Origin of the sequence: Klebsiella sp. RHBSTW-00484, from assembly GCF_013705725.1 — a bacterium.
GTDB lineage: Bacteria > Pseudomonadota > Gammaproteobacteria > Enterobacterales > Enterobacteriaceae > Klebsiella.
Map to the genome: position 1 here is coordinate 5,870,693 of NZ_CP055481.1, position 23,946 is coordinate 5,894,638.

At 54.9% G+C, this 23,946-nt stretch carries 15 protein-coding genes, 1 tRNA gene and 3 rRNA genes; 5 read left to right on the forward strand and 14 right to left on the reverse strand.

What is annotated here, in order from left to right; genetic code table 11:
* Positions 1–2 precede the first annotated feature (2 nt).
* Both HV213_RS27685 and HV213_RS27690 read right to left on the reverse strand, forming a co-directional pair.
* On the reverse strand, positions 3–1,139 hold the full coding sequence (locus HV213_RS27685) for an HlyD family secretion protein (protein ID WP_197975055.1): 1,137 nt from the start codon (positions 1,137–1,139) through the stop codon (positions 3–5).
* Positions 1,108–2,592 carry an efflux transporter outer membrane subunit gene (locus HV213_RS27690; protein WP_181484055.1) on the reverse strand — a complete coding sequence of 495 codons (1,485 nt, stop codon included), beginning with the start codon at positions 2,590–2,592 and terminating at the stop codon, positions 1,108–1,110. Before HV213_RS27690 ends, HV213_RS27685 begins: the two co-directional genes overlap by 32 nt.
* A 108-nt stretch (positions 2,593–2,700) precedes the next feature.
* On the opposite strand from HV213_RS27690, the gene HV213_RS27695 reads away from it, so the two are divergent.
* Both HV213_RS27695 and pepE read left to right on the forward strand, forming a co-directional pair.
* Positions 2,701–3,318: a TetR/AcrR family transcriptional regulator gene (locus HV213_RS27695; protein WP_181484056.1), complete on the forward strand. Its 618-nt coding sequence runs from the start codon at positions 2,701–2,703 to the stop codon at positions 3,316–3,318.
* A 91-nt stretch (positions 3,319–3,409) separates the two neighbouring features.
* Positions 3,410–4,099, forward strand: a complete 690-nt coding sequence (pepE, locus tag HV213_RS27700) for a dipeptidase PepE (RefSeq protein ID WP_181486513.1) — start codon at positions 3,410–3,412, stop codon at positions 4,097–4,099.
* Between the two features lie 128 nt (positions 4,100–4,227).
* Here the strand turns inward: pepE and HV213_RS27705 are convergent, their stop codons facing one another.
* Positions 4,228–5,859: a Na/Pi cotransporter family protein gene (locus HV213_RS27705; protein WP_181484057.1), complete on the reverse strand. Its 1,632-nt coding sequence runs from the start codon at positions 5,857–5,859 to the stop codon at positions 4,228–4,230.
* 243 nt (positions 5,860–6,102) lie between these two features.
* Positions 6,103–9,786 (reverse strand): methionine synthase, encoded by a 3,684-nt coding sequence (metH, locus tag HV213_RS27710; RefSeq protein ID WP_181484058.1) that lies wholly within the window; start codon positions 9,784–9,786, stop codon positions 6,103–6,105.
* A gap of 194 nt (positions 9,787–9,980) precedes the next feature.
* On the opposite strand from metH, the gene iclR reads away from it, so the two are divergent.
* Both iclR and HV213_RS27720 read left to right on the forward strand, forming a co-directional pair.
* Entirely contained in the window at positions 9,981–10,808 is an 828-nt protein-coding gene (gene iclR, locus HV213_RS27715) for a glyoxylate bypass operon transcriptional repressor IclR (protein WP_181484059.1), read from the forward strand.
* Between the two features lie 9 nt (positions 10,809–10,817).
* Positions 10,818–11,222, forward strand: coding sequence for an ASCH domain-containing protein (locus HV213_RS27720; RefSeq protein WP_181486514.1), 405 nt, complete (start codon positions 10,818–10,820; stop codon positions 11,220–11,222).
* Positions 11,223–11,270: 48 nt separating this feature from the next.
* Here the strand turns inward: HV213_RS27720 and HV213_RS27725 are convergent, their stop codons facing one another.
* The 6 genes from HV213_RS27725 to metA form a co-directional block, all read right to left on the reverse strand.
* Entirely contained in the window at positions 11,271–11,564 is a 294-nt protein-coding gene (locus tag HV213_RS27725; RefSeq protein WP_181484060.1) for a type II toxin-antitoxin system RelE/ParE family toxin, read from the reverse strand.
* A gap of 15 nt (positions 11,565–11,579) precedes the next feature.
* Positions 11,580–11,846: a type II toxin-antitoxin system Phd/YefM family antitoxin gene (locus HV213_RS27730; RefSeq protein WP_181484061.1), complete on the reverse strand. Its 267-nt coding sequence runs from the start codon at positions 11,844–11,846 to the stop codon at positions 11,580–11,582.
* Positions 11,847–12,003: 157 nt separating this feature from the next.
* Positions 12,004–13,767: a bifunctional isocitrate dehydrogenase kinase/phosphatase gene (gene aceK, locus HV213_RS27735; protein WP_181484062.1), complete on the reverse strand. Its 1,764-nt coding sequence runs from the start codon at positions 13,765–13,767 to the stop codon at positions 12,004–12,006.
* A gap of 54 nt (positions 13,768–13,821) precedes the next feature.
* Entirely contained in the window at positions 13,822–15,126 is a 1,305-nt protein-coding gene (gene aceA / locus HV213_RS27740; RefSeq protein WP_181484063.1) for an isocitrate lyase, read from the reverse strand.
* A 31-nt stretch (positions 15,127–15,157) separates the two neighbouring features.
* Entirely contained in the window at positions 15,158–16,759 is a 1,602-nt protein-coding gene (gene aceB, locus HV213_RS27745) for a malate synthase A (RefSeq protein ID WP_181484064.1), read from the reverse strand.
* 260 nt (positions 16,760–17,019) lie between these two features.
* On the reverse strand, positions 17,020–17,949 hold the full coding sequence (gene metA / locus HV213_RS27750) for a homoserine O-acetyltransferase MetA (protein WP_181484065.1): 930 nt from the start codon (positions 17,947–17,949) through the stop codon (positions 17,020–17,022).
* A 156-nt stretch (positions 17,950–18,105) separates the two neighbouring features.
* Here metA and HV213_RS27755 point away from each other — a divergent pair, with 156 nt between their 5' ends.
* Positions 18,106–18,543 carry an acetyltransferase gene (locus HV213_RS27755; protein WP_181484066.1) on the forward strand — a complete coding sequence of 146 codons (438 nt, stop codon included), beginning with the start codon at positions 18,106–18,108 and terminating at the stop codon, positions 18,541–18,543.
* 100 nt (positions 18,544–18,643) lie between these two features.
* Here HV213_RS27755 and rrf read toward each other — a convergent pair.
* The 4 genes from rrf to HV213_RS27775 all read right to left on the reverse strand — a co-directional run bounded on the left by rrf (position 18,644) and on the right by HV213_RS27775 (position 23,785).
* A 5S ribosomal RNA gene (gene rrf, locus HV213_RS27760) occupies positions 18,644–18,759 on the reverse strand.
* Between the two features lie 198 nt (positions 18,760–18,957).
* A 23S ribosomal RNA gene (locus HV213_RS27765) occupies positions 18,958–21,866 on the reverse strand.
* 217 nt (positions 21,867–22,083) lie between these two features.
* Positions 22,084–22,158: transfer RNA gene (locus HV213_RS27770), tRNA-Glu, on the reverse strand.
* 87 nt (positions 22,159–22,245) lie between these two features.
* Positions 22,246–23,785: ribosomal RNA gene (locus HV213_RS27775) — 16S ribosomal RNA — on the reverse strand.
* Together the 16S, 23S and 5S rRNA genes with 1 tRNA gene alongside form the textbook arrangement of a ribosomal RNA operon.
* Between the last annotated feature and the right edge of the window lie 161 nt (positions 23,786–23,946).

Here is a 23,946-nt window from a genome sequence, read left to right on the forward strand (position 1 = left end):
CATCAGCGCCCACGGGTGTCGATTTCGGCGTGCATTGACAGCCCCACCTTCAGCGGATGCTTATCCAGCTCGATCGGGTCAAGCTTGATACGTACCGGCAGGCGCTGAACAACCTTGATCCAGTTGCCGGTGGCGTTCTGTGCTGGAATAGCTGAAAACGCTGAGCCGGAGCCGCCGGAGAAGCCTTCCACCACACCGTGATAGGTCACGGAGCTGCCGTACAGATCGGCATGCAGCTCCACAGGTTGGCCGACGCGGACGTTGGTTAGCTGCACCTCTTTATAGTTGGCGTTAACGTACATCTCATGGACCGGCACGACGGTCATCAGCGGCATCCCCGCCTGCACGCGCTGCCCTGGTTCAACCTGACGTTTAGCAATAATGCCTTCGACCGGCGCACGAATTTCAGTACGCGCCAAATCGACGGCGGCCTGATCGCGGCGCGCGCGGGCCAGCGCCACTTCCGGATGGTTATCTACGGTAGTATCACTGATCCGCACGGCGTTGGTTTCCCGCGCGCTCAGCGCCGACGCTCGGTTAGCTTTCGCCTGGCTGGCCGCCGCCTGCTCCGCCGCCAGCCGGGCTTTGGCACTATCCCAGGCGTTCTGCGCCTGAGTCAGCTCATCGCCGGATACTGCGCCATCGGCCACCAGCGCTTTACGCCGCTTCAGGTCGATGCTGGCGCGAGAAAAATCGGCCTTCGCGACCGCCAACTGCGCCGCCGCCCGCAGTTCATCGGCTTCGCGGGCCTGAATCTGCGAATGGAGGTTACTGTCAGTGGTGAAGTAGCCCTTCACCCGTCGGATAGTGTTTTCCAGCTCCGCGTCCGCCTGGGCCTTCGCCAGTTGAGCATCGGTGGGGTCGATACGCACCAGCAGGTCGCCCTTTTTCACCATCTGCGTATCCTTGACCAGCACTTCACCGACCGTTCCGCCAATAGACGGCGTCACCTGGGTAATTTCCACCGCCGCATAGGCGTTATCGGTGGCGACAAAATGCGAGCCGTACAAAAACCAGTATCCGCCGGATAGCGCCCCGGCGATGATAACTACGCCAGCCAGCAGCATCAGCTGTGCTTTACGTCGTTGTTGGCTTACGTTTGGGGTTTTAGACATCATCAGATCCTTTTGCTTCTTCATCCTGCGGCTGCTGGTAGCCGCCACCCAGCGCGCGTTGTAGCGCGACATCAACAGAGAAGGCGCGCGACTGCACCACGGCAAGCCGACGCTGACATTCCAGTACCGAATCCTGGGCGTACAACACATCGATGTACGTCGCCAGACCTCCTTCATATCGTTTGCTTACCACCCGCCAGGCCTCGCTGGCCTCGGTTGCCGCCGTCTGCGCGCTGGCAATTTGCGCCGTCAGGGCTTTCTGGCTCAGCCCCGCGCTCGCCACCTCCTGCAACGCATGGGTGACGGTAGCGTTGTAGCGGGCGGCGGCGATATCGTACTCGGCCATCGCGCCGCGCAGCTCGCCGCGCAGGCGACCACCGCTGAAAATAGGCAGCCAAATAGCCGGTCCGGCGTTGCCGAATTTCGATCCTGATTCGATGAGGTTATCCAGTCCCAGCGCCTGGAAGCCGATAAACGCCGACAGGTTGATGTTGGGGTAAAACGCCGCTTTATGCGCGCTAACCTGACTATCCTGCGCTTGTGCCATCAGGCGGGCGGCGGCGATATCCGGGCGACGACCCAGCAGGTTAAGAGGAAGTTGTTGCGGCAGGCCGCGCACGTTGTGCAAATTAATTTGCGGCCGTTTGATGGCCAGTCCGCGATCCGGCCCGGCCCCCAGCAGTTCTGCAAGCTGATAGCGCGTAAGCTGGATACGCTCATCAAGCACCTGTAGCTCGCCCTGCGCGGCGGCCAGCCGCGACTGGGCAATATGCAAGGCCGAGCGTGTTTCCATACCATTGTGATAGCGTTTATCAAACAGCTCGGCTGTTTTACGCCGCGCCTCCACCACCTCCGCTACGCTGTCGCGTTCGGCGTAGTATTGCGCCAGATTGGCATACGCCATCGCGACCGCTGCGGACAGCTCCAGCTGCGCCTGATACTGTTCCGCGCGGGTCGCCTCAATCACCGAAGTCGCCGCCGCCAGAGAGGCGCGGTTTTTGCCCCAGAAATCCAGATCCCACGACAGGTCGAGCGTCGTCTGGCCATATTCTTTCCAGCCAATGGGCGACATTTCTCGCGGCAGCAAATAGTTGTAGGACTGACGCTGCTGGCTAGCCGTCGCCGAAGCGCTGAGCTGCGGCAGCAGTGCCGATTGCGCCTGCTGGCCTCTGGCCTCGGCGCTGCGCAAACGCGCGGCGGCAATGGTCATATCGGGGGAGTTTGCCAGCGCCTCGTCAATGAGCGTATTGAGCTGGCTGTCGCCGTAGCTACGCCACCACTGCTGCGTCGGCCAGACCGCCTGCGCATTCAGCGGCAGCGTACTCGCCCCATAGATTTCAACGGCTTTGAGTTCCGCCTTAGGCGGTGCATCCGGTAGCTGCGCGCAGCCGACCAGCCACAGCGCTGCCACCAGCGGTATCAGCGTTCTGCGGCTGGCAGAGCGTGTAAAAAATGAAGGTAAGGCATCCTGTTCCATAATTATGTCTATCCTGATATTGAACTGTACTGTACGGTACAGTTTTGGAGTGTATCAGAGTCGTGATAAAATTGAACAGCCCTTTCTTTTCTCAGCCGGTCGCCAATTATGAAAAACACCAGAACCGAAGCAAAACGACAAAATATCCTCGATGAAGCTACGCAGGTCTTCCGCGAACTGGGCTATGAAGGGGCCTCAATGGCGGAAATCTGTGCCCGCGTCGGCGGCTCTAAGGCCACGCTGTATAACCATTTTGCGTCAAAAGATGAGCTATTTTTTGAAGTGATGTCGCGCCTGTGCGAAGAAGAATTCTCCGCGGTGCTCAAGCTGGTGGAGCCATCAATGCTGGAGCGCGGCGACATTACGCTCGCGCTGAATCAGTTTGGTCAGCGCTTTTTGCACTTTATCTACTCTCCGGATGTGCAATCCAACCAGCGGCTGGCGATTGCCGGTTCCGGTAACAACAAGCTGGGCGATCTGATCTATCAGCGCGGCATCCTGCGCGTTCAGCAGCTGATCGCCGATTTTTTATCTCTCGCCATGGAGAATGGTTTGCTGCGCCATGCCGATCCGCGCATTACGGCGCTGCACTTGAGCGCGTTGTTGCAAGCAGAGCTAATGGACCGGTTTTTATTCCGTCAGCAGGACCGCGTTAGCGATGAAGAAGTGCAACAGGTTACGGCGCGCGCCGTCGAGGTGTTTATGGCGGCTTATCTTCCACGTTAAGCTCATTATAGCGTGAGCCACGTCAGTAAGCAGAATGATAAGCTATGCTAACATCCGCAACCGACGAATTATCTGGCTGAATGGAGAAATGATGGAACTGCTGTTATTGAGTAACTCAACGCTACCGGGCAAAGCCTGGATGGAACATGCGCTACCGACGATTGCCGGGCAGCTAAACGGTCGCCATTCTGCGGTATTTATTCCTTTCGCCGGGGTGACGCAAACCTGGGACGATTACACCGCGAAAACCGCCGCCGTCTTCGGCCCAATGGGCGTGGCGGTCACCGGTATTCACAGCGTGGCTGACCCGGTGTCGGCGATTGAAAACGCAGAGATAGTTATCGTTGGCGGCGGTAATACCTTCCAGTTGCTGAAAGAGTGCCGCGAGCGCGGCCTGCTGGCACCGATGGTGGATGTGGTGAAGCGCGGCGCGCTGTACGTCGGCTGGAGCGCGGGGGCTAACCTTGCCTGCCCGACCATCCGCACCACTAACGATATGCCGATTGTCGACCCTCAGGGCTTTGATGCGCTGGGGCTGTTCCCGCTGCAAATTAACCCGCATTTCACCAACGCCCTACCGGAAGGCCATAAAGGCGAAACCCGCGAACAGCGCATTCGCGAGCTGCTGGTGGTTGCGCCGGAATTGACAATTATCGGCTTGCCGGAAGGCAACTGGATTCAGGTGACGCAGGGCCACGCGACCCTCGGCGGCCCGAACCCGACTCTGGTGTTCAGGGCGGGAGAAGAGGCGGTAACCCTTAACGCCGGGCATCGTTTCTGATCCCTCGATCTCACTTTTCCCGGCGGCGGCGCTGCGCACCTGTCCGGGCTACAAAACCATCAGACAACTCAACCCCGTAGCCCGGCTAAGCGCAGCGTAAGCCGGGGATTTTGAGGTAGCCTCGTCTATCAATAATCATCCCGCTCATCGTCCTCATCCGGCTGCTCCATCACGCTATAGGCCACCGAGCAGAACAGCGAGTTCAGACGCTTCATGTCGCCCAGTAGCGCCAGATGCAGCGTACTGGTTTCAATACTTTGCACGTTTTGCTGATGCAGGCGGTCAACGTGGGCATGCGAATAGCGACGGTTTAAAATGCGAAAACGATGCTTACTACGCCGCAGACGACGGGCGCTCGGCACGTCACCGGAGAAAAAGACCGACATCGCCAGCTGTAGATTACTCAGTAACTGATCGTACAGCCCATCCAGCTCCTTCAGCCCCTCCATGGAGAAAGCACGCCGCGCCGCCAGAGATTTATCGGCGATTTCGCTACCCATTCTCTCGACAATGTCCGAAGCCTGCTCCAGGTTGAGCGCCATTTCGATGATCTCCGCCCAGCGGCGGGATTCCTCTTCCGCCAGTTCCTCTTTCGGCATGCGCGCCAGATAGAGCTTAATCGCGGTATAAAGCACGTTAATGTCATCCGCCATCCGCCGCAGCTCTTTCTCCTCACGCGACTCACCGTGCATGATCTTGCGCAAACCTTCCAGCATCTGCTCCATCGCATCGCCAATACGCAGCGTTTCACGAGCGGCATTGGCCAGCGCCAGCGCGGGGGTATCCAGCGCCGAAGTATCGAGATGCTTCGGCTTCAGTCGCGCGTCCAGCTCCGGCTCGTCGCGAATCAAACGCTTACAGAGGCGGGCCATCGGCTCAGCGAACGGCACCATGGCGATACAGCGGATCAGGTTGTAGAAGACGTGGAAGTAGATAACCAGCTCAGCTTCCGCTAACGGCAGCTTATGCATCACTTCGGCCAGTACATGAACAAACGGCAGGATAATCAGGCTGCCCACCAGCTTGAACAGCAGGCTGCCAAGCGCAACGCGGCGCGCGGCGGCATTCGCTCCGCTGTTATTGAGCATCGCCAGCAGCCCGGAGCCGAGATTAGCGCCAATCACCAGGCACAGCGCGACCGGAAACGAAATCACACCGGTCGAGGTTAACGTCGCGGTCAGCAGCACCGCGGCCAGGCTTGAATAGCTGATGATCGCGAATACCGCGCCAATCAGCGCATCCAGCATAATATCGCCGGTCAACGAGGCGAAAATCACCTGCACGCCGTTGGCCTGGGTGATGGGATGCACCGCCTGTACGATCAGCTCTAGTGCGAGAAGAATCAGCCCCAGGCCAATCCCCACGCGCCCAAGCTGGCCCGCGCGCGTTTGCTTGCGCCCGAGGAAAAAAATCACGCCGATAAAAATCAGCAGCGGCGAAAGCCATGACAGGTCGAAGGTCAGCACCCTCGCCATCAGCGCGGTACCGACATCAGCACCCAGCACCATCACCAGCGCGGGGGCCAGCGCCACCAGATCCTGGGCGACAAAAGAGGTGACCAGCATGGTGGTGGCATTGCTGCTCTGGACCAGCGCGGTGACGCCAATGCCCGCACAGAAGGCGAGCGGCTTTTTCTCCACGCTGCTGCTCAGAACGCTTCGCAGGCGTGCGCCGTAGACGCGCATCACGCCGGTGCGAACAATATGGGTGCCCCACACCAGCAGGGCGACGGCAGAAAGCAGGTGTAGCAGAGTTAACACGGAATCAGCTTCTCCTTATATTTATCGGTTCCAGAGGCTCAAGGCGTCGGCATCATGCCTGATGGCGCTACGCTTATCAGGCCTACAAAAGATTCTCCCGTAGGCCGGATAAGGCGTTTACGCCACCATCCTGCAAGCAGCGCCCACAAACCTTGTTTCAGTATAAGGGTTTAAACACAATAAAGAGACAGAGCGCTCATTGAGCGCCCTGTTAGTTGTAAGGAAAGATAACTGATTGGCGAATTAATCCGCGTCATACCCCAGATTCGGGGCTAACCAACGTTCGACTTCCGCCACGCTCATCCCTTTACGCAACGAGTAGTCCTCTACCTGATCGCGCTGAATTTGCGCTACCGCGAAGTACTTGCTGTCCGGGTGGCTGAAGTACCAGCCGGAGACCGAGGCTCCGGGCCACATAGCGAAGGATTCGGTCAGCTTCATACCGGTGTGCTTTTCCACTTCCAGCAGCTCCCAGATGGTCGCCTTTTCGGTGTGCTCCGGGCAGGCAGGATAACCGGGCGCCGGGCGGATCCCCTGGTAGTTTTCACGGATCAGCTCTTCGTTGCTGAGGTTCTCGTTCGCCGCGTAGCCCCAGTACACTTTACGTACGCGCTCGTGTAGATATTCGGCAAAGGCTTCCGCCAGACGGTCGGCAATCGCCTTCACCATAATCTTGTTATAGTCATCGTGCTGCGCCTCGTAAGCATCGGCCAGCGCGTCCTCTTCAAGACCACCAGTTACCGCGAACGCGCCGATGTAGTCCGCTTTCCCTGACAATTTCGGGGCGACAAAATCCGCCAGACAGTAGTTAGCAAAGCCGACTTTCTCCGTTTGCTGGCGCAGATGATGCCCTACGTTCAGCACGTGAGTGCGGGTTTCATCACGATAAATTTCCACATCGTCGCCGACGCGGTTTGCCGGGAATAGTCCTACCACACCGCGCGGGTTAAGAGATTTTTCAGCGCTCAGCTTATCCAGCAGATCGTTGGCATCTTTGAACAGTCGCTGCGCCTCAACGCCGACCACTTCATCTTCCAGAATGCGCGGATATTTCCCGGCCAGCGACCAGGTCATAAAGAACGGCGTCCAGTCGATGTAGTTACGCAGCGTTTCGATGCTGGCTTCGACTTCCTGCACGCCCAGACGATGGGCCACTGGCGGCGTGTAGCTTGCCCAGTCAAAGGCCAGATCGTTATCACGCGCGGCTTCCAGGGTCACCGGTGGGGTACGCGGTTTCTTGCGAGCATGCTGAATACGCACGGTTTCATACTCTTTACGCGTGCGGGCGACAAAGTCATCGTGCTGGGTATCGGAGAGCAGCGCCGCGACGACACCTACGGTGCGCGAGGCGTTCTGCACATAGACCGTCGGACCACTGTAGTTCTGCTCGATTTTCACCGCCGTATGCGCTTTCGAAGTGGTCGCACCGCCAATCAGCAGCGGGATGGTGAAGCCCTGGCGCTCCATCTCTTTCGCTACGTTGACCATTTCGTCCAGCGACGGGGTAATCAGCCCGGAAAGGCCAATCAGATCAGCGTTCACTTCTCTCGCCGTTCGGAGGATTTTCTCTGCCGGAACCATCACGCCAAGGTCGACGATTTCGTAGTTGTTACATTGCAGCACCACGCCGACGATGTTTTTGCCGATGTCATGAACGTCGCCCTTCACGGTCGCAATCACCATCTTGCCGTTGCTGGATCCTTTCTCTTTGCTGGCTTCAATGTACGGTTCCAGATAAGCCACCGCCTGCTTCATCACGCGGGCAGATTTCACCACCTGCGGCAGGAACATTTTCCCTTCACCAAACAGATCGCCGACCACGTTCATGCCGTCCATCAGCGGCCCTTCGATGACCTCGATAGGGCGCGCGGCCTGCTGACGGGCTTCTTCGGTATCCAGCTCGATAAATTCGGTAATGCCTTTGACCAGCGAATATTCGAGACGCTTTTTCACTTCCCACGAACGCCATTCAGCCTGCTGGATGTTGGCGCTTTCGTCGGCTTTGCTACCGCGATATTTCTCCGCCAGATCCAGCAGACGTTCAGTGCCATCATCGCGGCGGTTCAGAATCACATCTTCAACCGCATCGCGCAGTTCAGCGGGCAGGTCGTCGTAAATCGCCAGCTGACCGGCGTTGACGATGCCCATGTCCATGCCATTACGGATGGCGTAGTAGAGGAATACTGCGTGAATCGCTTCGCGTACCGGGTCGTTGCCGCGAAACGAGAACGAAACGTTGGAGACGCCGCCGGAAATCAGCGCATGCGGCAGCTCGCGTTTGATGTCTTCACAGGCACCGATAAAGTCCTGGGCGTAGTTGTTGTGCTCTTCAATGCCGGTCGCCACGGCGAAAATATTCGGGTCAAAAATGATGTCTTCCGGCGGGAAGCCCACTTCTTCGGTGAGAATCTTGTACGCCCGGCGGCAAATCTCAATTTTGCGCGCCCGGGTATCGGCCTGGCCCTGTTCATCAAAGGCCATCACGACCATGGCAGCACCGTAGCGGCGCACTTTTTTGGCATGGTGGATAAACGGCTCAACGCCCTCTTTCATCGAGATGGAGTTAACGATGCCTTTACCCTGAATGCACTTCAGTCCTTTTTCGATGACCTCCCACTTTGAGGAGTCGATCATAATCGGCACGCGGGCGATATCCGGCTCACCGGCAATCAGGTTGAGGAATCGCACCATTGCCGCTTCGGCATCGAGCATCCCCTCATCCATGTTGATATCGATAATCTGCGCGCCGCTTTCCACCTGCTGGCGGGCAACGTCCAGCGCTTCGTTGTATTTTTCTTCTTTAATCAGGCGTTTAAATTTCGCCGAGCCGGTGACGTTGGTACGCTCGCCAACGTTCACAAACAGGCTGTCATCACCGATATTCAGCGGCTCGAGGCCTGCGAGACGGCAGGCAACCGGTAGCTCCGGCAACTGGCGCGGCGTCAGCCCTTCAACGGTGCGGCTCATGGCGGCGATATGTTCCGGCGTGGTGCCGCAGCAGCCGCCGACGATATTCAGGAAGCCAGCCTCTGCCCATTCACGGATTTGCGCCGCCATATTGTCGGCGTCCAGGTCGTATTCACCAAAGGCGTTCGGCAGCCCGGCGTTCGGGTGCGCGGTGACGTAGCATTCGGCAATGCGCGACAGCTCCTGCACGTACTGACGCAGTTCATCCGGGCCTAACGCACAGTTGAGACCAAAGGTCAGCGCATCGGCGTGGCGCAGTGAGTTATAGAAGGCTTCAGTGGTCTGGCCGGAAAGCGTACGCCCGGAGGCGTCGGTGATGGTGCCGGAGATCATAATAGGCAGATCCACGCCCAGCGCTTCAAACTCTTCCTTCACCGCAAAAATCGCCGCTTTGGCGTTGAGGGTATCGAAGACGGTTTCAATCAGGATCAGGTCACTGCCGCCCTCCACCAGCGCTTTGGTGGATTCGCGATAGGCCGCCACCAGCCCGTCGAAAGTGATATTGCGAAAGGCCGGGTCGTTGACGTCCGGAGAAATAGACGCGGTGCGGTTAGTCGGGCCGAGTACGCCTGCGACGTAGCGCGGTTTTTCCGGCGTGCGGGCGGTCCAAGCATCGGCGCTGGCGCGGGCCAGTTTCGCCGCCGCAAAGTTGATCTCCGCCGACAGGGATTCCATCTGGTAATCCGCCATCGCGATGGTCGTCGAGTTGAAGGTGTTGGTTTCAATGATATCCGCCCCGGCCGCAAAATAGGCATCGTGGATCGCGGTTATCACCTCCGGCTTGCTGAGAACCAGCAGGTCGTTGTTGCCCTTCAGATCGCACGGCCAGTCGGCAAAGCGATCGCCACGAAAGTCCTGCTCGCTCAGACGATAGCTCTGGATCATGGTGCCCATGCCTCCGTCCAGAACCAGAATACGTTCTTTTAACTGCTGATGCAGTTGCTCAACTTTGCTGCTCACACTCGCTCCCGACAACGCTCAACCAGACCGAAAAAACTCAACAGACCATACTGGCATAAACCTGGAGGGTGGAAAAGAAAACAACGGCAACATGAGACATGTTCAGCTTCACTCATCCGATCAGTCTGGTAGTGATTGCATTATCGCCAAATAAAACGAAAATCATTTCCACGATACAGAAAAAGGAGTCCGCGATGGCTACCCCCGTTCCTGCAAAACGCGGCAGAAAACCTGCCTCCCCCGCCGCCACTCCGGCTGGTGGACAAGTTCAGTCCCTGACACGTGGCCTGAAGCTACTCGAATGGATTTCTGAATCTCACGGCAGCGTCGCGCTGACCGAGCTGGCCCAGCAGGCCGGTTTGCCTAATTCGACCACTCACCGCCTGCTGACCACCATGCAGCAGTTGGGCTTTGTTCGCCAGGTTGGCGAGCTAGGACACTGGTCGGTGGGGGCGCATGCATTTGTTGTCGGCAGCAGCTTCCTGCAAAGCCGCAACCTGCTGGCTATCGTCCATCCCATCCTGCGCCAGCTGATGGAGGATTCCGGCGAGACGGTTAACCTCGCGGTGCTGGACCAGGGCGATCATCAGGCGATTATCATCGACCAGGTACAGTGTACCCAACTGATGCGTATGTCGGCACCGATTGGCGGCAAGCTGCCTATGCACGCTTCCGGTGCGGGAAAAGCGTTTCTGTCGCAGTTGAGTGAAGAGCAAGTGACCAGCCTGCTGCATCGTAAAGGCCTGCATGCTTATACCCACGCTACGCTGGTGTCGCCGGTACATCTGAAAGAGGATTTGGCCCAGACGCGTAAACGCGGCTATTCGTTTGATGATGAAGAACACGCGCTTGGCCTGCGCTGCGTGGCATCGTGTATTTATGATGAACACCGCGAGCCGTTCGCCGCGATTTCTATCTCCGGGCCGATTTCGCGCATTACTGACGATCGCGTTACCGAACTGGGGGCGCTAGCGATTAAGGCGGCGAAAGAAGTGACGCTGGCGTATGGAGGAGTGCGATAAATGAGCGATCTGAAATCATACTGGCAGGATAAATACCCTTCCGCTTTCTGCTGGTCTTTCGGTGATTCACCGGAGCTCGCCGACGAGCTGGCAGCGCTGGTCGTTGCCGGGAAAAAGCGCGGCACCTGCGGCTCGCTTGCCAGCTATCAGCAAGAGCTGCCGCCCGTGACACCAGGGGCATATCACATTGTGCTGGACGGAAAAGGTAAAGCCGTATGCGTGATACGCACCCTGGCGCTCAGGTTGATACGTTTTAACGAAATGAGCGCGGAGCTGGCCGCGCTGGAAGGCGAAGGTGATTTGAGCCTGGCTTACTGGCAATCTGCGCATCAGGCGTTCTTTGAGCGCGAAGGCACCTGGGCGCCGGATATGGAGCTGGTGTACGAAGAATTCGCCGTTATTGAAGTGGCCTGATTGACCCCGCCTGCGACTGACAACGATATGCGGGATAAGTGTTTACACTTACAGGTAGTTTTGCGGATCTTGTTTCTCATGCAGTACAGCCAGAACAATGATGCCTTCTGGAACTTCCCGGTAATAAATAATATGGCTTTCTACCGGGAAACTGCGTACTGCTGGAAAAAGATCGTCACTACGATCGCGACCAGGAGAGGGGTGTTTATCAAGGATATCCGTCATCGTCACGCGTAAAACCAAGGCGTAGGCTTCTGCAACATCCTTACCCCAGCGATGTGTAGAATAAATCCTGATTGCGCGAATATGCTCTTTCGCCACGGTTGTAAACCTGACGCTCATCCCTTAGCTTTATCCTTAAATTTCGTTTTTTTCATCGGATGCCAGTGGGCCGAAGACATCATCAATACCATGCAATTCACCGCTATCTGCCTGAGCGATAGATTCAGCCAGAACAGCCTTCAATCGCTGTAGCTTCAACTGGGTAAATTGGTCATATTCTTCGGGCGAAATCACTACTGCCACACGCTTACCGTGCTTACTGATTTCCACGGGTTCACGCTGAGCTTTCATCAGCAAATCACCAAACTGATTCTTCGCTTGTTGTGCGGGCATGACTTGCATACACCCTCCTTTTGGCCAAAATGGCTCGAATGTCTAATATAGACATATTAGAAAGAAGGCTCCCATATCTCCAGCAAAATCTTCAGACAGGTTCGTCCCTATTCCCCAATTAGCGGCAACAATACTGCGCTAAGCAAATCCCCGCAAACCGTCTGATTCACTCCTGGAAAGCCGCTCGCAAAAGAGAGGGGTCGGTTGTACCGTAGCGCACGCAAAAGCGCTGGCGGCGGCGATAGGCGTAGACGTCCTCCACGTGGCCTTCTCGAATCCGTGTTTGCAACGCCCGCCAGTAATCAGCACGCAGCAGGTCGGCATGCATCTCTTCAAATAGCGGCCCGATGCGCCGGTCAGCGCACAGCCAGTGGCGAAACTCTTCCGGAAAGACATCCCCCGGCGAAACGCTATACCAGGGCTCGCTGGCCAGCTCATCTTCCGGATAACGTGCAGGCGGTATTTCGCGGAAATTCACTTCGGTCATATAGCAAATTTCATCATAATCGTAGAACACCACCCGGCCATGACGCGTGACGCCAAAGTTCTTAAATAGCATATCGCCGGGGAAAATATTAGCGGCGGCCAGCTGACGAATGGCGTTCCCATACTCCTCTACCGCATCGCGCAACGCCTGACCGTCCACCTGCTCCAGCCAGATATTCAACGGTACCATCCGCCGCTCAATATAGAGATGGCTGATGATGATCCGATCCCCCAGGTCGGTGATTTTTGCTCCAGCCTCGGTTCGGAGCAGGGCCATGAGTTCAGGCGCAATTTGCCGTTTCTCCAGCACAAAGTTTTCAAACTCCTGGGTATCCGCCATTCTTCCCACGCGGTCGTGTTCTTTAACCAACTGATAGCAAGCGCGCACGTGAGCAGCAGTCATCTCTTTCTGCGGCGCAAAATTGTCTTTGATTACCTTAAATACCCGGTCAAATCCCGGCAAGGTGAATACCAGCATCACCATCCCGCGAATGCCCGGCGCTTCGATAAATTGCTCATCGCTGCGGGAGATATAGTGCAGGTATTCGCGATAGCTTTCGGTTTTCGCATGCTTCTGGCAGCCAATCGCCATATACAGTTCGGCAGTGGTTTTACCCGGCAGGATATCGCGCAGCCATTCGACCAGCGCGCCGGGCAGCGGCGCGTAAACCATAAAATAGGAGCGGGCGAAGCCAAAAACGATACTCGCTTCGGCATGCGTCGTCAGACAGGCATCGACAAACAGTTCGCCTTCATCGGTACGATGGATTGGCAGCAGGAAAGGCAGCGTCGCCATTGGCGTGACGAGTTTACCCACCAACCAGGCAGCTTTATTGCGATAAAACAGTTCGTTCGCTACCTGCAAATGTGACCGGGAGAGCAGTTCGCTGCCAAGCGCCTCCTGCAAACAAGCGGTGATATAGCCGATATCACGCGCCCGGTTTTGCCACGGCAGACGCAGAGGGAGATCGGATAACACCTTGCGTAATAAGGTGTCCCAGCCGTGCTCGGGGAAGAAATCTTTCGCCAGCGGGCGCGGGATAGAGCGCAAACGGCGCTCGGGTTGTGAACTGAAAATAAAAAGCCGCTCGGGAGTCAGCGAGCGGTGGTCAAACAACCGACAATAGACGGAATTGAAAAAACTCTCCGCAATTTCGAAGCGAGGGTAATCCGGCAACAAGTGGGTGTAGTGCTCTTTGACTCGCAGCAAAAAATCAGCATCGGTATTTTTGCCATCGGTAATGCAGCGCAACTGTTCGACAACCAGACCGACATGGTGATCGTAGAGATGAATGCGCTGTTTCATTGCCTGCTGGACGGCATGCCAGTCAGCCTGTTCGAAGCGCTGCTGGGCGCCGGAAGTTACTTCAAGAAAACGCCCGTACTGGGCGTCAAAACCCTGCAAGATAGTCTGAGCAATCAATAATTCCAGGCCACGCGTCATATCTTCCCCCTCACCCATCCCTCTCCCCCCGGAGCGAGGGAGAGGGGGAAATCATCAGAACTGTTCTTCTTCTGTTGAACCGGTTAACGCCGTTACGGACGAGGCCCCACCCTGAATAATGGTGGTCACCTTATCGAAGTAGCCGGTGCCGACTTCCTGCTGATGAGAGACAAAAGTGTAGCCATCTTTAGCCGCCGCAAACTCCGGCTGCTGGACCTTCTCAACGTAGTGCTTCATGCCTTCGCCCTGAGCGTAAGCGTGCGCCAGGTCGAACATGTTGAACCACATGCTGTGAATACCGGCCAGGGTGATGAACTGGTACTTGTAGCCCATATCCGCCAGCTGCTGCTGGAAGCTGGCGATGGTTTTATCATCCAGTTTTTTCTGCCAGTTAAAGGACGGCGAGCAGTTGTAAGCCAGCAGCTTGCCCGGATATTTGGCGTGAATCGCATCGGCAAAGCGTTTCGCCAGCTCAAGGTCCGGGGTAGAGGTTTCGCACCACACCAGGTCAGCATACGGTGCGTAGGCCAGGCCGCGGCTAATCGCTTGTTCAATACCGGCGTGAGTGCGGAAAAAGCCTTCGGTCGTGCGATCGCCGGTGATGAATTCACGATCGTAGGGATCGCAGTCGGAGGTAATTAAATCGGCGGCATCGGCATCCGTTCGGGCGATCACCAGCGTCGGCACGCCCATGACGTCAGCCGCCAGGCGCGCGGCAACCAGCTTCTGAATCGCTTCCTGCGTCGGCACCAGTACTTTGCCGCCCATATGACCGCATTTCTTCACCGAGGCCAGCTGATCTTCGAAGTGAACGGCCGCTGCACCCGCCTCAATCATCGATTTCATCAACTCAAACGCGTTGAGTACGCCGCCAAATCCTGCTTCCGCGTCGGCGACGATCGGCAGGAAATAATCCGTATAACGCGGATCGCTCGGCTCAATGCCCGCAGACCACTGGATCTGATCCGCGCGGCGGAAGGTGTTGTTGATCCGATCGACAACGGCCGGTACCGAGTTCGCCGGATAGAGCGATTGATCCGGATACATGCTGGAAGCCAGGTTAGCGTCCGCAGCCACCTGCCAGCCGGAGAGATATACGGCTTCAATACCTGCTTTTGCCTGCTGCAGTGCCTGACCGCCGGTCAGCGCGCCGAGGCTGTTGATATAGCCTTTTTTCGCTTCACCGTGCAGTAGCCGCCACATCTTCGCCGCGCCCAGCTGCGCCAGGGTGCATTCCGGATTGACTGAGCCGCGTAATTTCACCACGTCTTCGGCGCTGTATGGGCGAGTAATGCCTTCCCAGCGCGGGTTCGTCCACTCTTTATTTAATTCTTCGATTTGTTGGGTACGAGTTTTCATGTGCAGATGCTCCATATTGTTATGTGGTGAATTAGGCCAGTAGGCGATAGCCCGGCAGGGTTAAGAAATCAATAAGCTCATCGGAAGTGGTGATTTGTTCCATCAGACGGGCGGCTTCATCAAAGCGCCCGCTGCTGTAGCGGTGTTCGCCCAGTTCGTCCTGAATCACCCGCATCTCTTCAGCCAGCCACTGACGGAATAGTGCTTTGGTTACCGGCTTGCCGTTGTTCAGGGTTTTCTCGTGATGGATCCACTGCCAAATAGAAGTACGGGAGATTTCGGCAGTGGCCGCATCTTCCATCAGACCGTAAATCGGTACGCAGCCGTTGCCGGAGATCCACGCTTCGATGTACTGCACCGCGACACGGATGTTGGCGCGCATGCCTTCTTCAGTTCGTTCGCCTTCACAAGGAGCCAGAAGTTGCTCGGCGGTAATTGGCGCATCGTCATCGCGGGTGACGAACAGCTGGTTTTTATTCTCGCCCAGCACGCCGTTAAAGACGGCCATCGCGGTATCCGCCAGCCCCGGATGGGCGATCCAGGTGCCATCGTGGCCGTTATTAGCTTCCAGCGATTTGTCGGCTTTTACCTTATTCAGTACCTGATTATTTCGCCCAGCATCTTTGCTCGGAATAAATGCCGCCATGCCGCCCATCGCAAACGCACCGCGCTTGTGGCAGGTTTTAATCAGCAATCGCGAGTAGGCGCTGAGGAAAGGCTTATCCATTGTCACCACCTGGCGGTCCGGCAGGACGCGATCCGGGTGATTTTTCAACGTTTTGATATAGCTGAAAATATAGTCCCAGCGCCCGCAGTTCAGACCAACGATATGGTCGCGCAGGGCGTGCAGGATTTCGTCCATCTGGAAAACGGCAGGCAACGTTTCAATCAGTAGAGTGGCTTTGATGGTGCCGCGCGGAAGCTCAAAGCGGTCTTCAGTGAAGCTAAAGACTTCACTCCACCACGCGGCCTCCTGCCAGGCCTGAGTCTTCGGCAGATAGAAATAAGGACCGCTATCTTTTGCCAGCAACGCCTTGTAGTTGTGGAAGAAATAGAGAGCAAAATCGAACAGGCTGCCGGGAATAGCATCCCCACGCCATGTCACGTGTTTTTCCGGCAAATGTAGGCCGCGTACACGACAAATAAGTAATGCCGGGTCCGGCTTAAGCTGGTAAATCTTGCCAGCCTCGTTGGTGTAACTAATGGTGCCGTTTACCGCATCACGCAGGTTAATTTGCCCATCAACGACTTTGCTCCATTCGGGTGCCAGCGAGTCTTCAAAATCGGCCATAAAGACTTTCACGTTCGCATTGAGCGCGTTGATGACCATCTTGCGCTCAACCGGGCCGGTAATTTCTACCCGGCGATCCTGTAAGTCTTCAGGAATGCCGCGAATTTTCCAGTCACCATTACGAATGGAAGCTGTTTCCGAAATAAAATCAGGAAGCTTGCCATCATCAATTGCCTTCTGTTGCTGGATTCGTGCCGTCAGCAATTTATTGCGCTCAGGCGTAAAACGGCTCACCAGTTCGCTCAGGAATTCCACCGCCTCAGGCGTTAAGATTTGCTTTTCCTGCTCGCCATAGGGCTGACTGAAAGTCAGTTCATCAGTGATTGTCGCCTGCTGCGTCATTGTGCTGCTCCTCTTGGTTGATCCAGTTGGCGCGAACGTAAGATCGTTGTGTAGTTTTCGTTCAGCACAATTAAGATTACGCAATTAAATTTCAAAATCAAAAACAATTTCCATTTTTAATTTAATTGTTAATTAACTTATTGATAACAATAAAATTAAAAATAAATTACAACATGAAGCAGATTTCGAAAACAAAAAAGGCACCCGAAGGTGCCAGAGGCAAAATGCTGAAACGCTTTAGGATCGTGTTATGTAGAAGATTAATCCAGCGTCGGATTCATATGGCGTAGATCGTATGGCGTGATCTGGTAAACGTAATAGTTGAGCCAGTTGATAAACAGCAAATTACCATGACTTCGCCAGCTGGCTCGTGGTTTGTTCTGCGGATCGTTTTGTGGGAAATAATTGTGCGGAACCTGTGGATCGAGGCCAGCTTCAACATCGCGGAAAAACTCGCTGGCGAGGGTATTCGCATCATACTCTGGATGGCCGGTCACGAAGGCAATACGCTTATCTTTACTGGCGAACAGATAGGCGTCTCCCTCTTCCGTCTCCGCCAGAATCTCTAAATCGGTGTAGTCACGAATCAATACCGCCGGAAAGTCAGCATAGCGTGAGTGTGGAGCAAGGAAAGAGTCGTCAAAACCACGGGTTAATAAGGCATGGGGCTGTAGAATATGGTGTTCGTATACCCCTGAAATTTTTTCGGAACGAGTCTGTTTTGGGATCCCGTAGAGAATATTGAGCGCGGCCTGTACCGCCCAACAGACAAACAAGGTTGAGGTGACATGATCTTTGGCCCATTCAAGAACCTGTTTAATCTGCGGCCAGTAGGCGACATCATTGAACTCAACCAGCCCCAACGGAGCACCGGTAACAATTAGCCCATCAAAGTTTTGATCGCAGATCTCCTCGAAATTACAGTAAAAGTTATTCAGATGCTCCGTCGGCGTGTTACGTGATTCCCTGGCATCAATGCGTAGCAGTTGAATATCAAGCTGTAACGGTGAGTTCGATAGCAGGCGTAGGAACTGATTCTCAGTCTCGATTTTCTTCGGCATCAGGTTGAGGATGAGCACCTTCAGCGGGCGAATTTCCTGAGTTGTCGCGCGAGTTGTCGTCATCACAAAGACGTTTTCATCACGCAAGAAACTGACGGCCGGTAGCTCGTCCTGCACCCGAATTGGCATAACTTGATTACCTCATAGCATACGTATAAACGTTTAGACATCCAGACAGCTGAAGATACCCAGAAATCAGGAGAATGTCGAGCCTGCATGTTCAGGGTGAGAAAGTTTCACGGAGATATTTGAGTTAGAATATAAGAACGGGTAAAAGGAGAACATATGGTTATTAACATCCGCCGTTCACGGCATGACAAAGGGGAAAAACTGATTGCGATCTGGTGTCGTTCGGTCGATGCAACGCACAATTTCCTGTCGAAGGAGTATAGGGTAGAGCTGGAAGAGTTAGTGAGATCATTTTTGCCCGAAGCACCACCGTGGGTAGCGGTGACGGAGAAAGATGAGCCTATCGCCTTTATGCTTCTTACTGGTGAACATATGGACGCGTTGTTCGTCGATCCCGATGTCCGTGGCTGTGGCGTGGGGAAATTGCTGATCAACCATGCGCTGACGCTATCATCGAAACTGACGACCAACGTCAACGAGCAGAATGAACAGGCGGTTGGATTTTATAAGAAGATGGGCTTCAAGGTGACGGGGCGTTCAGAGACGGACGATCTGGGAAAACCGTATCCGTTGCTCAATTTAGTGCACGAGTAATATGCAAGGCCGGATGAGGCAAAGCTGACATCCGGTTTTTTTAAATACAATAAAAACGCAAAAAGCCCATCCGTCAGGATGGGCTCTTCACTAAATTAATGCCTGGCAGTTCCCTACTCTCACATGGGGAGACCCCACACTACCATCGGCGCTACGGCGTTTCACTTCTGAGTTCGGCATGGGGTCAGGTGGGACCACCGCGCTGTCGCCGCCAGGCAAATTCTTTGTGCTCAGTACGCAATTCTTTATCGCATCAGCCGCGTTGCCCGCGCTCGTAAAGTCAGTCACATACTTCAGTATGCTCTTTCCTTTCCATCGCTTGTCGCCTTGCTGCTGCGTAAATTATTGCCTACTCAACTCTGAATCTAAGCTGAAAATCTTCTCTCAATTCCGCCAAAACATCTTCGGCGTTGTAAGGTTAAGCCTCACGGTTCATTAGTACCGGTTAGCTCAACGTATCGCTACGCTTACACACCCGGCCTATCAACGTCGTCGTCTTCAACGTTCCTTCAGGACTCTCAGGGAGTCAGGGAGAACTCATCTCGGGGCAAGTTTCGTGCTTAGATGCTTTCAGCACTTATCTCTTCCGCATTTAGCTACCGGGCAATGCCATTGGCATGACAACCCGAACACCAGTGATGCGTCCACTCCGGTCCTCTCGTACTAGGAGCAGCCCCCCTCAATTCTCCAGCGCCCACGGCAGATAGGGACCGAACTGTCTCACGACGTTCTAAACCCAGCTCGCGTACCACTTTAAATGGCGAACAGCCATACCCTTGGGACCTACTTCAGCCCCAGGATGTGATGAGCCGACATCGAGGTGCCAAACACCGCCGTCGATATGAACTCTTGGGCGGTATCAGCCTGTTATCCCCGGAGTACCTTTTATCCGTTGAGCGATGGCCCTTCCATTCAGAACCACCGGATCACTATGACCTGCTTTCGCACCTGCTCGCGCCGTCACGCTCGCAGTCAAGCTAGCTTATGCCATTGCACTAACCTCCTGATGTCCGACCAGGATTAGCTAACCTTCGTGCTCCTCCGTTACTCTTTAGGAGGAGACCGCCCCAGTCAAACTACCCACCAGACACTGTCCGCAACCCGGATCACGGGTCCACGTTAGAACACCAGCCATTAAAGGGTGGTATTTCAAGGTTGGCTCCATGCAGACTGGCGTCCACACTTCAAAGCCTCCCACCTATCCTACACATCAAGGACCAGTGTTCAGTGTCAAGCTATAGTAAAGGTTCACGGGGTCTTTCCGTCTTGCCGCGGGTACACTGCATCTTCACAGCGAGTTCAATTTCACTGAGTCTCGGGTGGAGACAGCCTGGCCATCATTACGCCATTCGTGCAGGTCGGAACTTACCCGACAAGGAATTTCGCTACCTTAGGACCGTTATAGTTACGGCCGCCGTTTACCGGGGCTTCGATCAAGAGCTTCTCCTTACGGATAACCCCATCAATTAACCTTCCGGCACCGGGCAGGCGTCACACCGTATACGTCCACTTTCGTGTTTGCACAGTGCTGTGTTTTTAATAAACAGTTGCAGCCAGCTGGTATCTTCGACTGAGTTCAGCTCCGTGAGCAAGTCACTTCACCTACCATCAGCGTGCCTTCTCCCGAAGTTACGGCACCATTTTGCCTAGTTCCTTCACCCGAGTTCTCTCAAGCGCCTTGGTATTCTCTACCTGACCACCTGTGTCGGTTTGGGGTACGATTTGATGTTACCTGATGCTTAGAGGCTTTTCCTGGAAGCAGGGCATTTGTTACTTCAGCACCGTAGTGCCTCGTCATCACACCTCAGCGTTGAATGACGTTCCGGATTTACCTGGAACATCCGCCTACATGCTTAAACCGGGACAACCGTCGCCCGGCTAACATAGCCTTCTCCGTCCCCCCTTCGCAGTAACACCGAGTACAGGAATATTAACCTGTTTCCCATCGACTACGCCTTTCGGCCTCGCCTTAGGGGTCGACTCACCCTGCCCCGATTAACGTTGGACAGGAACCCTTGGTCTTCCGGCGAGCGGGCTTTTCACCCGCTTTATCGTTACTTATGTCAGCATTCGCACTTCTGATACCTCCAGCAGCCCTCACAGGCCACCTTCAACGGCTTACAGAACGCTCCCCTACCCAACAACGCATAAGCGTCGCTGCCGCAGCTTCGGTGCATGGTTTAGCCCCGTTACATCTTCCGCGCAGGCCGACTCGACCAGTGAGCTATTACGCTTTCTTTAAATGATGGCTGCTTCTAAGCCAACATCCTGGCTGTCTGTGCCTTCCCACATCGTTTCCCACTTAACCATGACTTTGGGACCTTAGCTGGCGGTCTGGGTTGTTTCCCTCTTCACGACGGACGTTAGCACCCGCCGTGTGTCTCCCGTGATAACATTCTTCGGTATTCGTAGTTTGCATCGGGTTGGTAAGTCGGGATGACCCCCTAGCCGAAACAGTGCTCTACCCCCGAAGATGAGTTCACGAGGCGCTACCTAAATAGCTTTCGGGGAGAACCAGCTATCTCCCGGTTTGATTGGCCTTTCACCCCCAGCCACAAGTCATCCGCTAATTTTTCAACATTAGTCGGTTCGGTCCTCCAGTTAGTGTTACCCAACCTTCAACCTGCCCATGGCTAGATCACCGGGTTTCGGGTCTATACCCTGCAACTTAACGCCCAGTTAAGACTCGGTTTCCCTGCGGCTCCCCTATACGGTTAACCTTGCTACAGAATATAAGTCGCTGACCCATTATACAAAAGGTACGCAGTCACCCCATTAAAGAGGCTCCTACTGCTTGTACGTACACGGTTTCAGGTTCTGTTTCACTCCCCTCGCCGGGGTTCTTTTCGCCTTTCCCTCACGGTACTGGTTCACTATCGGTCAGTCAGGAGTATTTAGCCTTGGAGGATGGTCCCCCCATATTCAGACAGGATACCACGTGTCCCGCCCTACTCTTCGAGTTCACAGCCTGTGTGTTTTTGTGTACGGGAGTATCACCCTGTACCCTGCGACTTTCCAGACGCTTCCACTAACACACAAACTGATTCAGACTCTGGGCTCCTCCCCGTTCGCTCGCCGCTACTGGGGGAATCTCGGTTGATTTCTTTTCCTCGGGGTACTTAGATGTTTCAGTTCCCCCGGTTCGCTTCGTTAAGCTATGTATTCACTTAACGATAGTGTGTCGGAACACACTGGGTTTCCCCATTCGGAAATCGTCGGTTATAACGGTTCATATCACCTTACCGACGCTTATCGCAGATTAGCACGTCCTTCATCGCCTCTGACTGCCAGGGCATCCACCGTGTACGCTTAGTCGCTTAACCTCACAACCCGAAGATGTTTCGTAAAACACTTCGTGCTGCAAAAATTTGAGAGACTCGAACACACTGTCATTCTGTTCTTATTACGGAGAACAGACGCAGCATGTCGTTTCAATTTTCAGCTTGATCCAGATTTTTAAAGAGCAAATATCTCAAACGTAACTCACTGAGTTAGTTTTGAGATATCGGTGGGTTGTGTCTTTCACTCACAGCCAGCAAGTGGCGTCCCCTAGGGGATTCGAACCCCTGTTGCCGCCGTGAAAGGGCGGAGTCCTAACCGCTAGACGAAGGGGACACGAGGTGTCGCGACTTCGCAGCCGTCTTGCTTCTTTACATTCATCAGACAATCTGTGTGGACACTACAAAGGCAGGTTCTTTAAGGTAAGGAGGTGATCCAACCGCAGGTTCCCCTACGGTTACCTTGTTACGACTTCACCCCAGTCATGAATCACAAAGTGGTAAGCGCCCTCCCGAAGGTTAAGCTACCTACTTCTTTTGCAACCCACTCCCATGGTGTGACGGGCGGTGTGTACAAGGCCCGGGAACGTATTCACCGTGGCATTCTGATCCACGATTACTAGCGATTCCGACTTCACGGAGTCGAGTTGCAGACTCCGATCCGGACTACGACATACTTTATGAGGTCCGCTTGCTCTCGCGAGGTCGCTTCTCTTTGTATATGCCATTGTAGCACGTGTGTAGCCCTACTCGTAAGGGCCATGATGACTTGACGTCATCCCCACCTTCCTCCAGTTTATCACTGGCAGTCTCCTTTGAGTTCCCGGCCGGACCGCTGGCAACAAAGGATAAGGGTTGCGCTCGTTGCGGGACTTAACCCAACATTTCACAACACGAGCTGACGACAGCCATGCAGCACCTGTCTCAGAGTTCCCGAAGGCACCAAAGCATCTCTGCTAAGTTCTCTGGATGTCAAGAGTAGGTAAGGTTCTTCGCGTTGCATCGAATTAAACCACATGCTCCACCGCTTGTGCGGGCCCCCGTCAATTCATTTGAGTTTTAACCTTGCGGCCGTACTCCCCAGGCGGTCGACTTAACGCGTTAGCTCCGGAAGCCACTCCTCAAGGGAACAACCTCCAAGTCGACATCGTTTACAGCGTGGACTACCAGGGTATCTAATCCTGTTTGCTCCCCACGCTTTCGCACCTGAGCGTCAGTCTTTGTCCAGGGGGCCGCCTTCGCCACCGGTATTCCTCCAGATCTCTACGCATTTCACCGCTACACCTGGAATTCTACCCCCCTCTACAAGACTCTAGCCTGCCAGTTTCGAATGCAGTTCCCAGGTTGAGCCCGGGGATTTCACATCCGACTTGACAGACCGCCTGCGTGCGCTTTACGCCCAGTAATTCCGATTAACGCTTGCACCCTCCGTATTACCGCGGCTGCTGGCACGGAGTTAGCCGGTGCTTCTTCTGCGAGTAACGTCAATGAATGCGGTTATTAACCACATCCCCTTCCTCCTCGCTGAAAGTACTTTACAACCCGAAGGCCTTCTTCATACACGCGGCATGGCTGCATCAGGCTTGCGCCCATTGTGCAATATTCCCCACTGCTGCCTCCCGTAGGAGTCTGGACCGTGTCTCAGTTCCAGTGTGGCTGGTCATCCTCTCAGACCAGCTAGGGATCGTCGCCTAGGTGAGCCATTACCCCACCTACTAGCTAATCCCATCTGGGCACATCTGATGGCAAGAGGCCCGAAGGTCCCCCTCTTTGGTCTTGCGACGTTATGCGGTATTAGCTACCGTTTCCAGTAGTTATCCCCCTCCATCAGGCAGTTTCCCAGACATTACTCACCCGTCCGCCGCTCGTCACCCAGGAGCAAGCTCCCTGTGCTACCGCTCGACTTGCATGTGTTAGGCCTGCCGCCAGCGTTCAATCTGAGCCATGATCAAACTCTTCAATTTAAGTTTGATGCTCGTGAATTAAACTTCGTAATGAATTACGTATGTTCACTCAGAGACTTGGTATTCATTTTTCGTCTTGCGACGTTAAGAATCCATGTCACTTTGAGTGCCCACACAGATTGTCTGATAAATTGTTAAAGAGCAGTGCAACGCGGCTTTCG

Coding starts and splice junctions, on each gene's coding strand:
- HV213_RS27685 (WP_197975055.1), bottom strand. CDS start 1,139: ATGAAGAAGCAAAAGGATCTGATGATGTCTAAAACCCCAAACGTAAGC.
- HV213_RS27690 (WP_181484055.1), bottom strand. CDS start 2,592: ATGGAACAGGATGCCTTACCTTCATTTTTTACACGCTCTGCCAGCCGC.
- HV213_RS27695 (WP_181484056.1), top strand. CDS start 2,701: ATGAAAAACACCAGAACCGAAGCAAAACGACAAAATATCCTCGATGAA.
- pepE (WP_181486513.1), top strand. CDS start 3,410: ATGGAACTGCTGTTATTGAGTAACTCAACGCTACCGGGCAAAGCCTGG.
- iclR (WP_181484059.1), top strand. CDS start 9,981: ATGGCTACCCCCGTTCCTGCAAAACGCGGCAGAAAACCTGCCTCCCCC.
- HV213_RS27725 (WP_181484060.1), bottom strand. CDS start 11,564: ATGAGCGTCAGGTTTACAACCGTGGCGAAAGAGCATATTCGCGCAATC.
- HV213_RS27730 (WP_181484061.1), bottom strand. CDS start 11,846: ATGCAAGTCATGCCCGCACAACAAGCGAAGAATCAGTTTGGTGATTTG.
- aceK (WP_181484062.1), bottom strand. CDS start 13,767: ATGACGCGTGGCCTGGAATTATTGATTGCTCAGACTATCTTGCAGGGT.
- aceA (WP_181484063.1), bottom strand. CDS start 15,126: ATGAAAACTCGTACCCAACAAATCGAAGAATTAAATAAAGAGTGGACG.
- aceB (WP_181484064.1), bottom strand. CDS start 16,759: ATGACGCAGCAGGCGACAATCACTGATGAACTGACTTTCAGTCAGCCC.
- metA (WP_181484065.1), bottom strand. CDS start 17,949: ATGCCAATTCGGGTGCAGGACGAGCTACCGGCCGTCAGTTTCTTGCGT.
- HV213_RS27755 (WP_181484066.1), top strand. CDS start 18,106: ATGGTTATTAACATCCGCCGTTCACGGCATGACAAAGGGGAAAAACTG.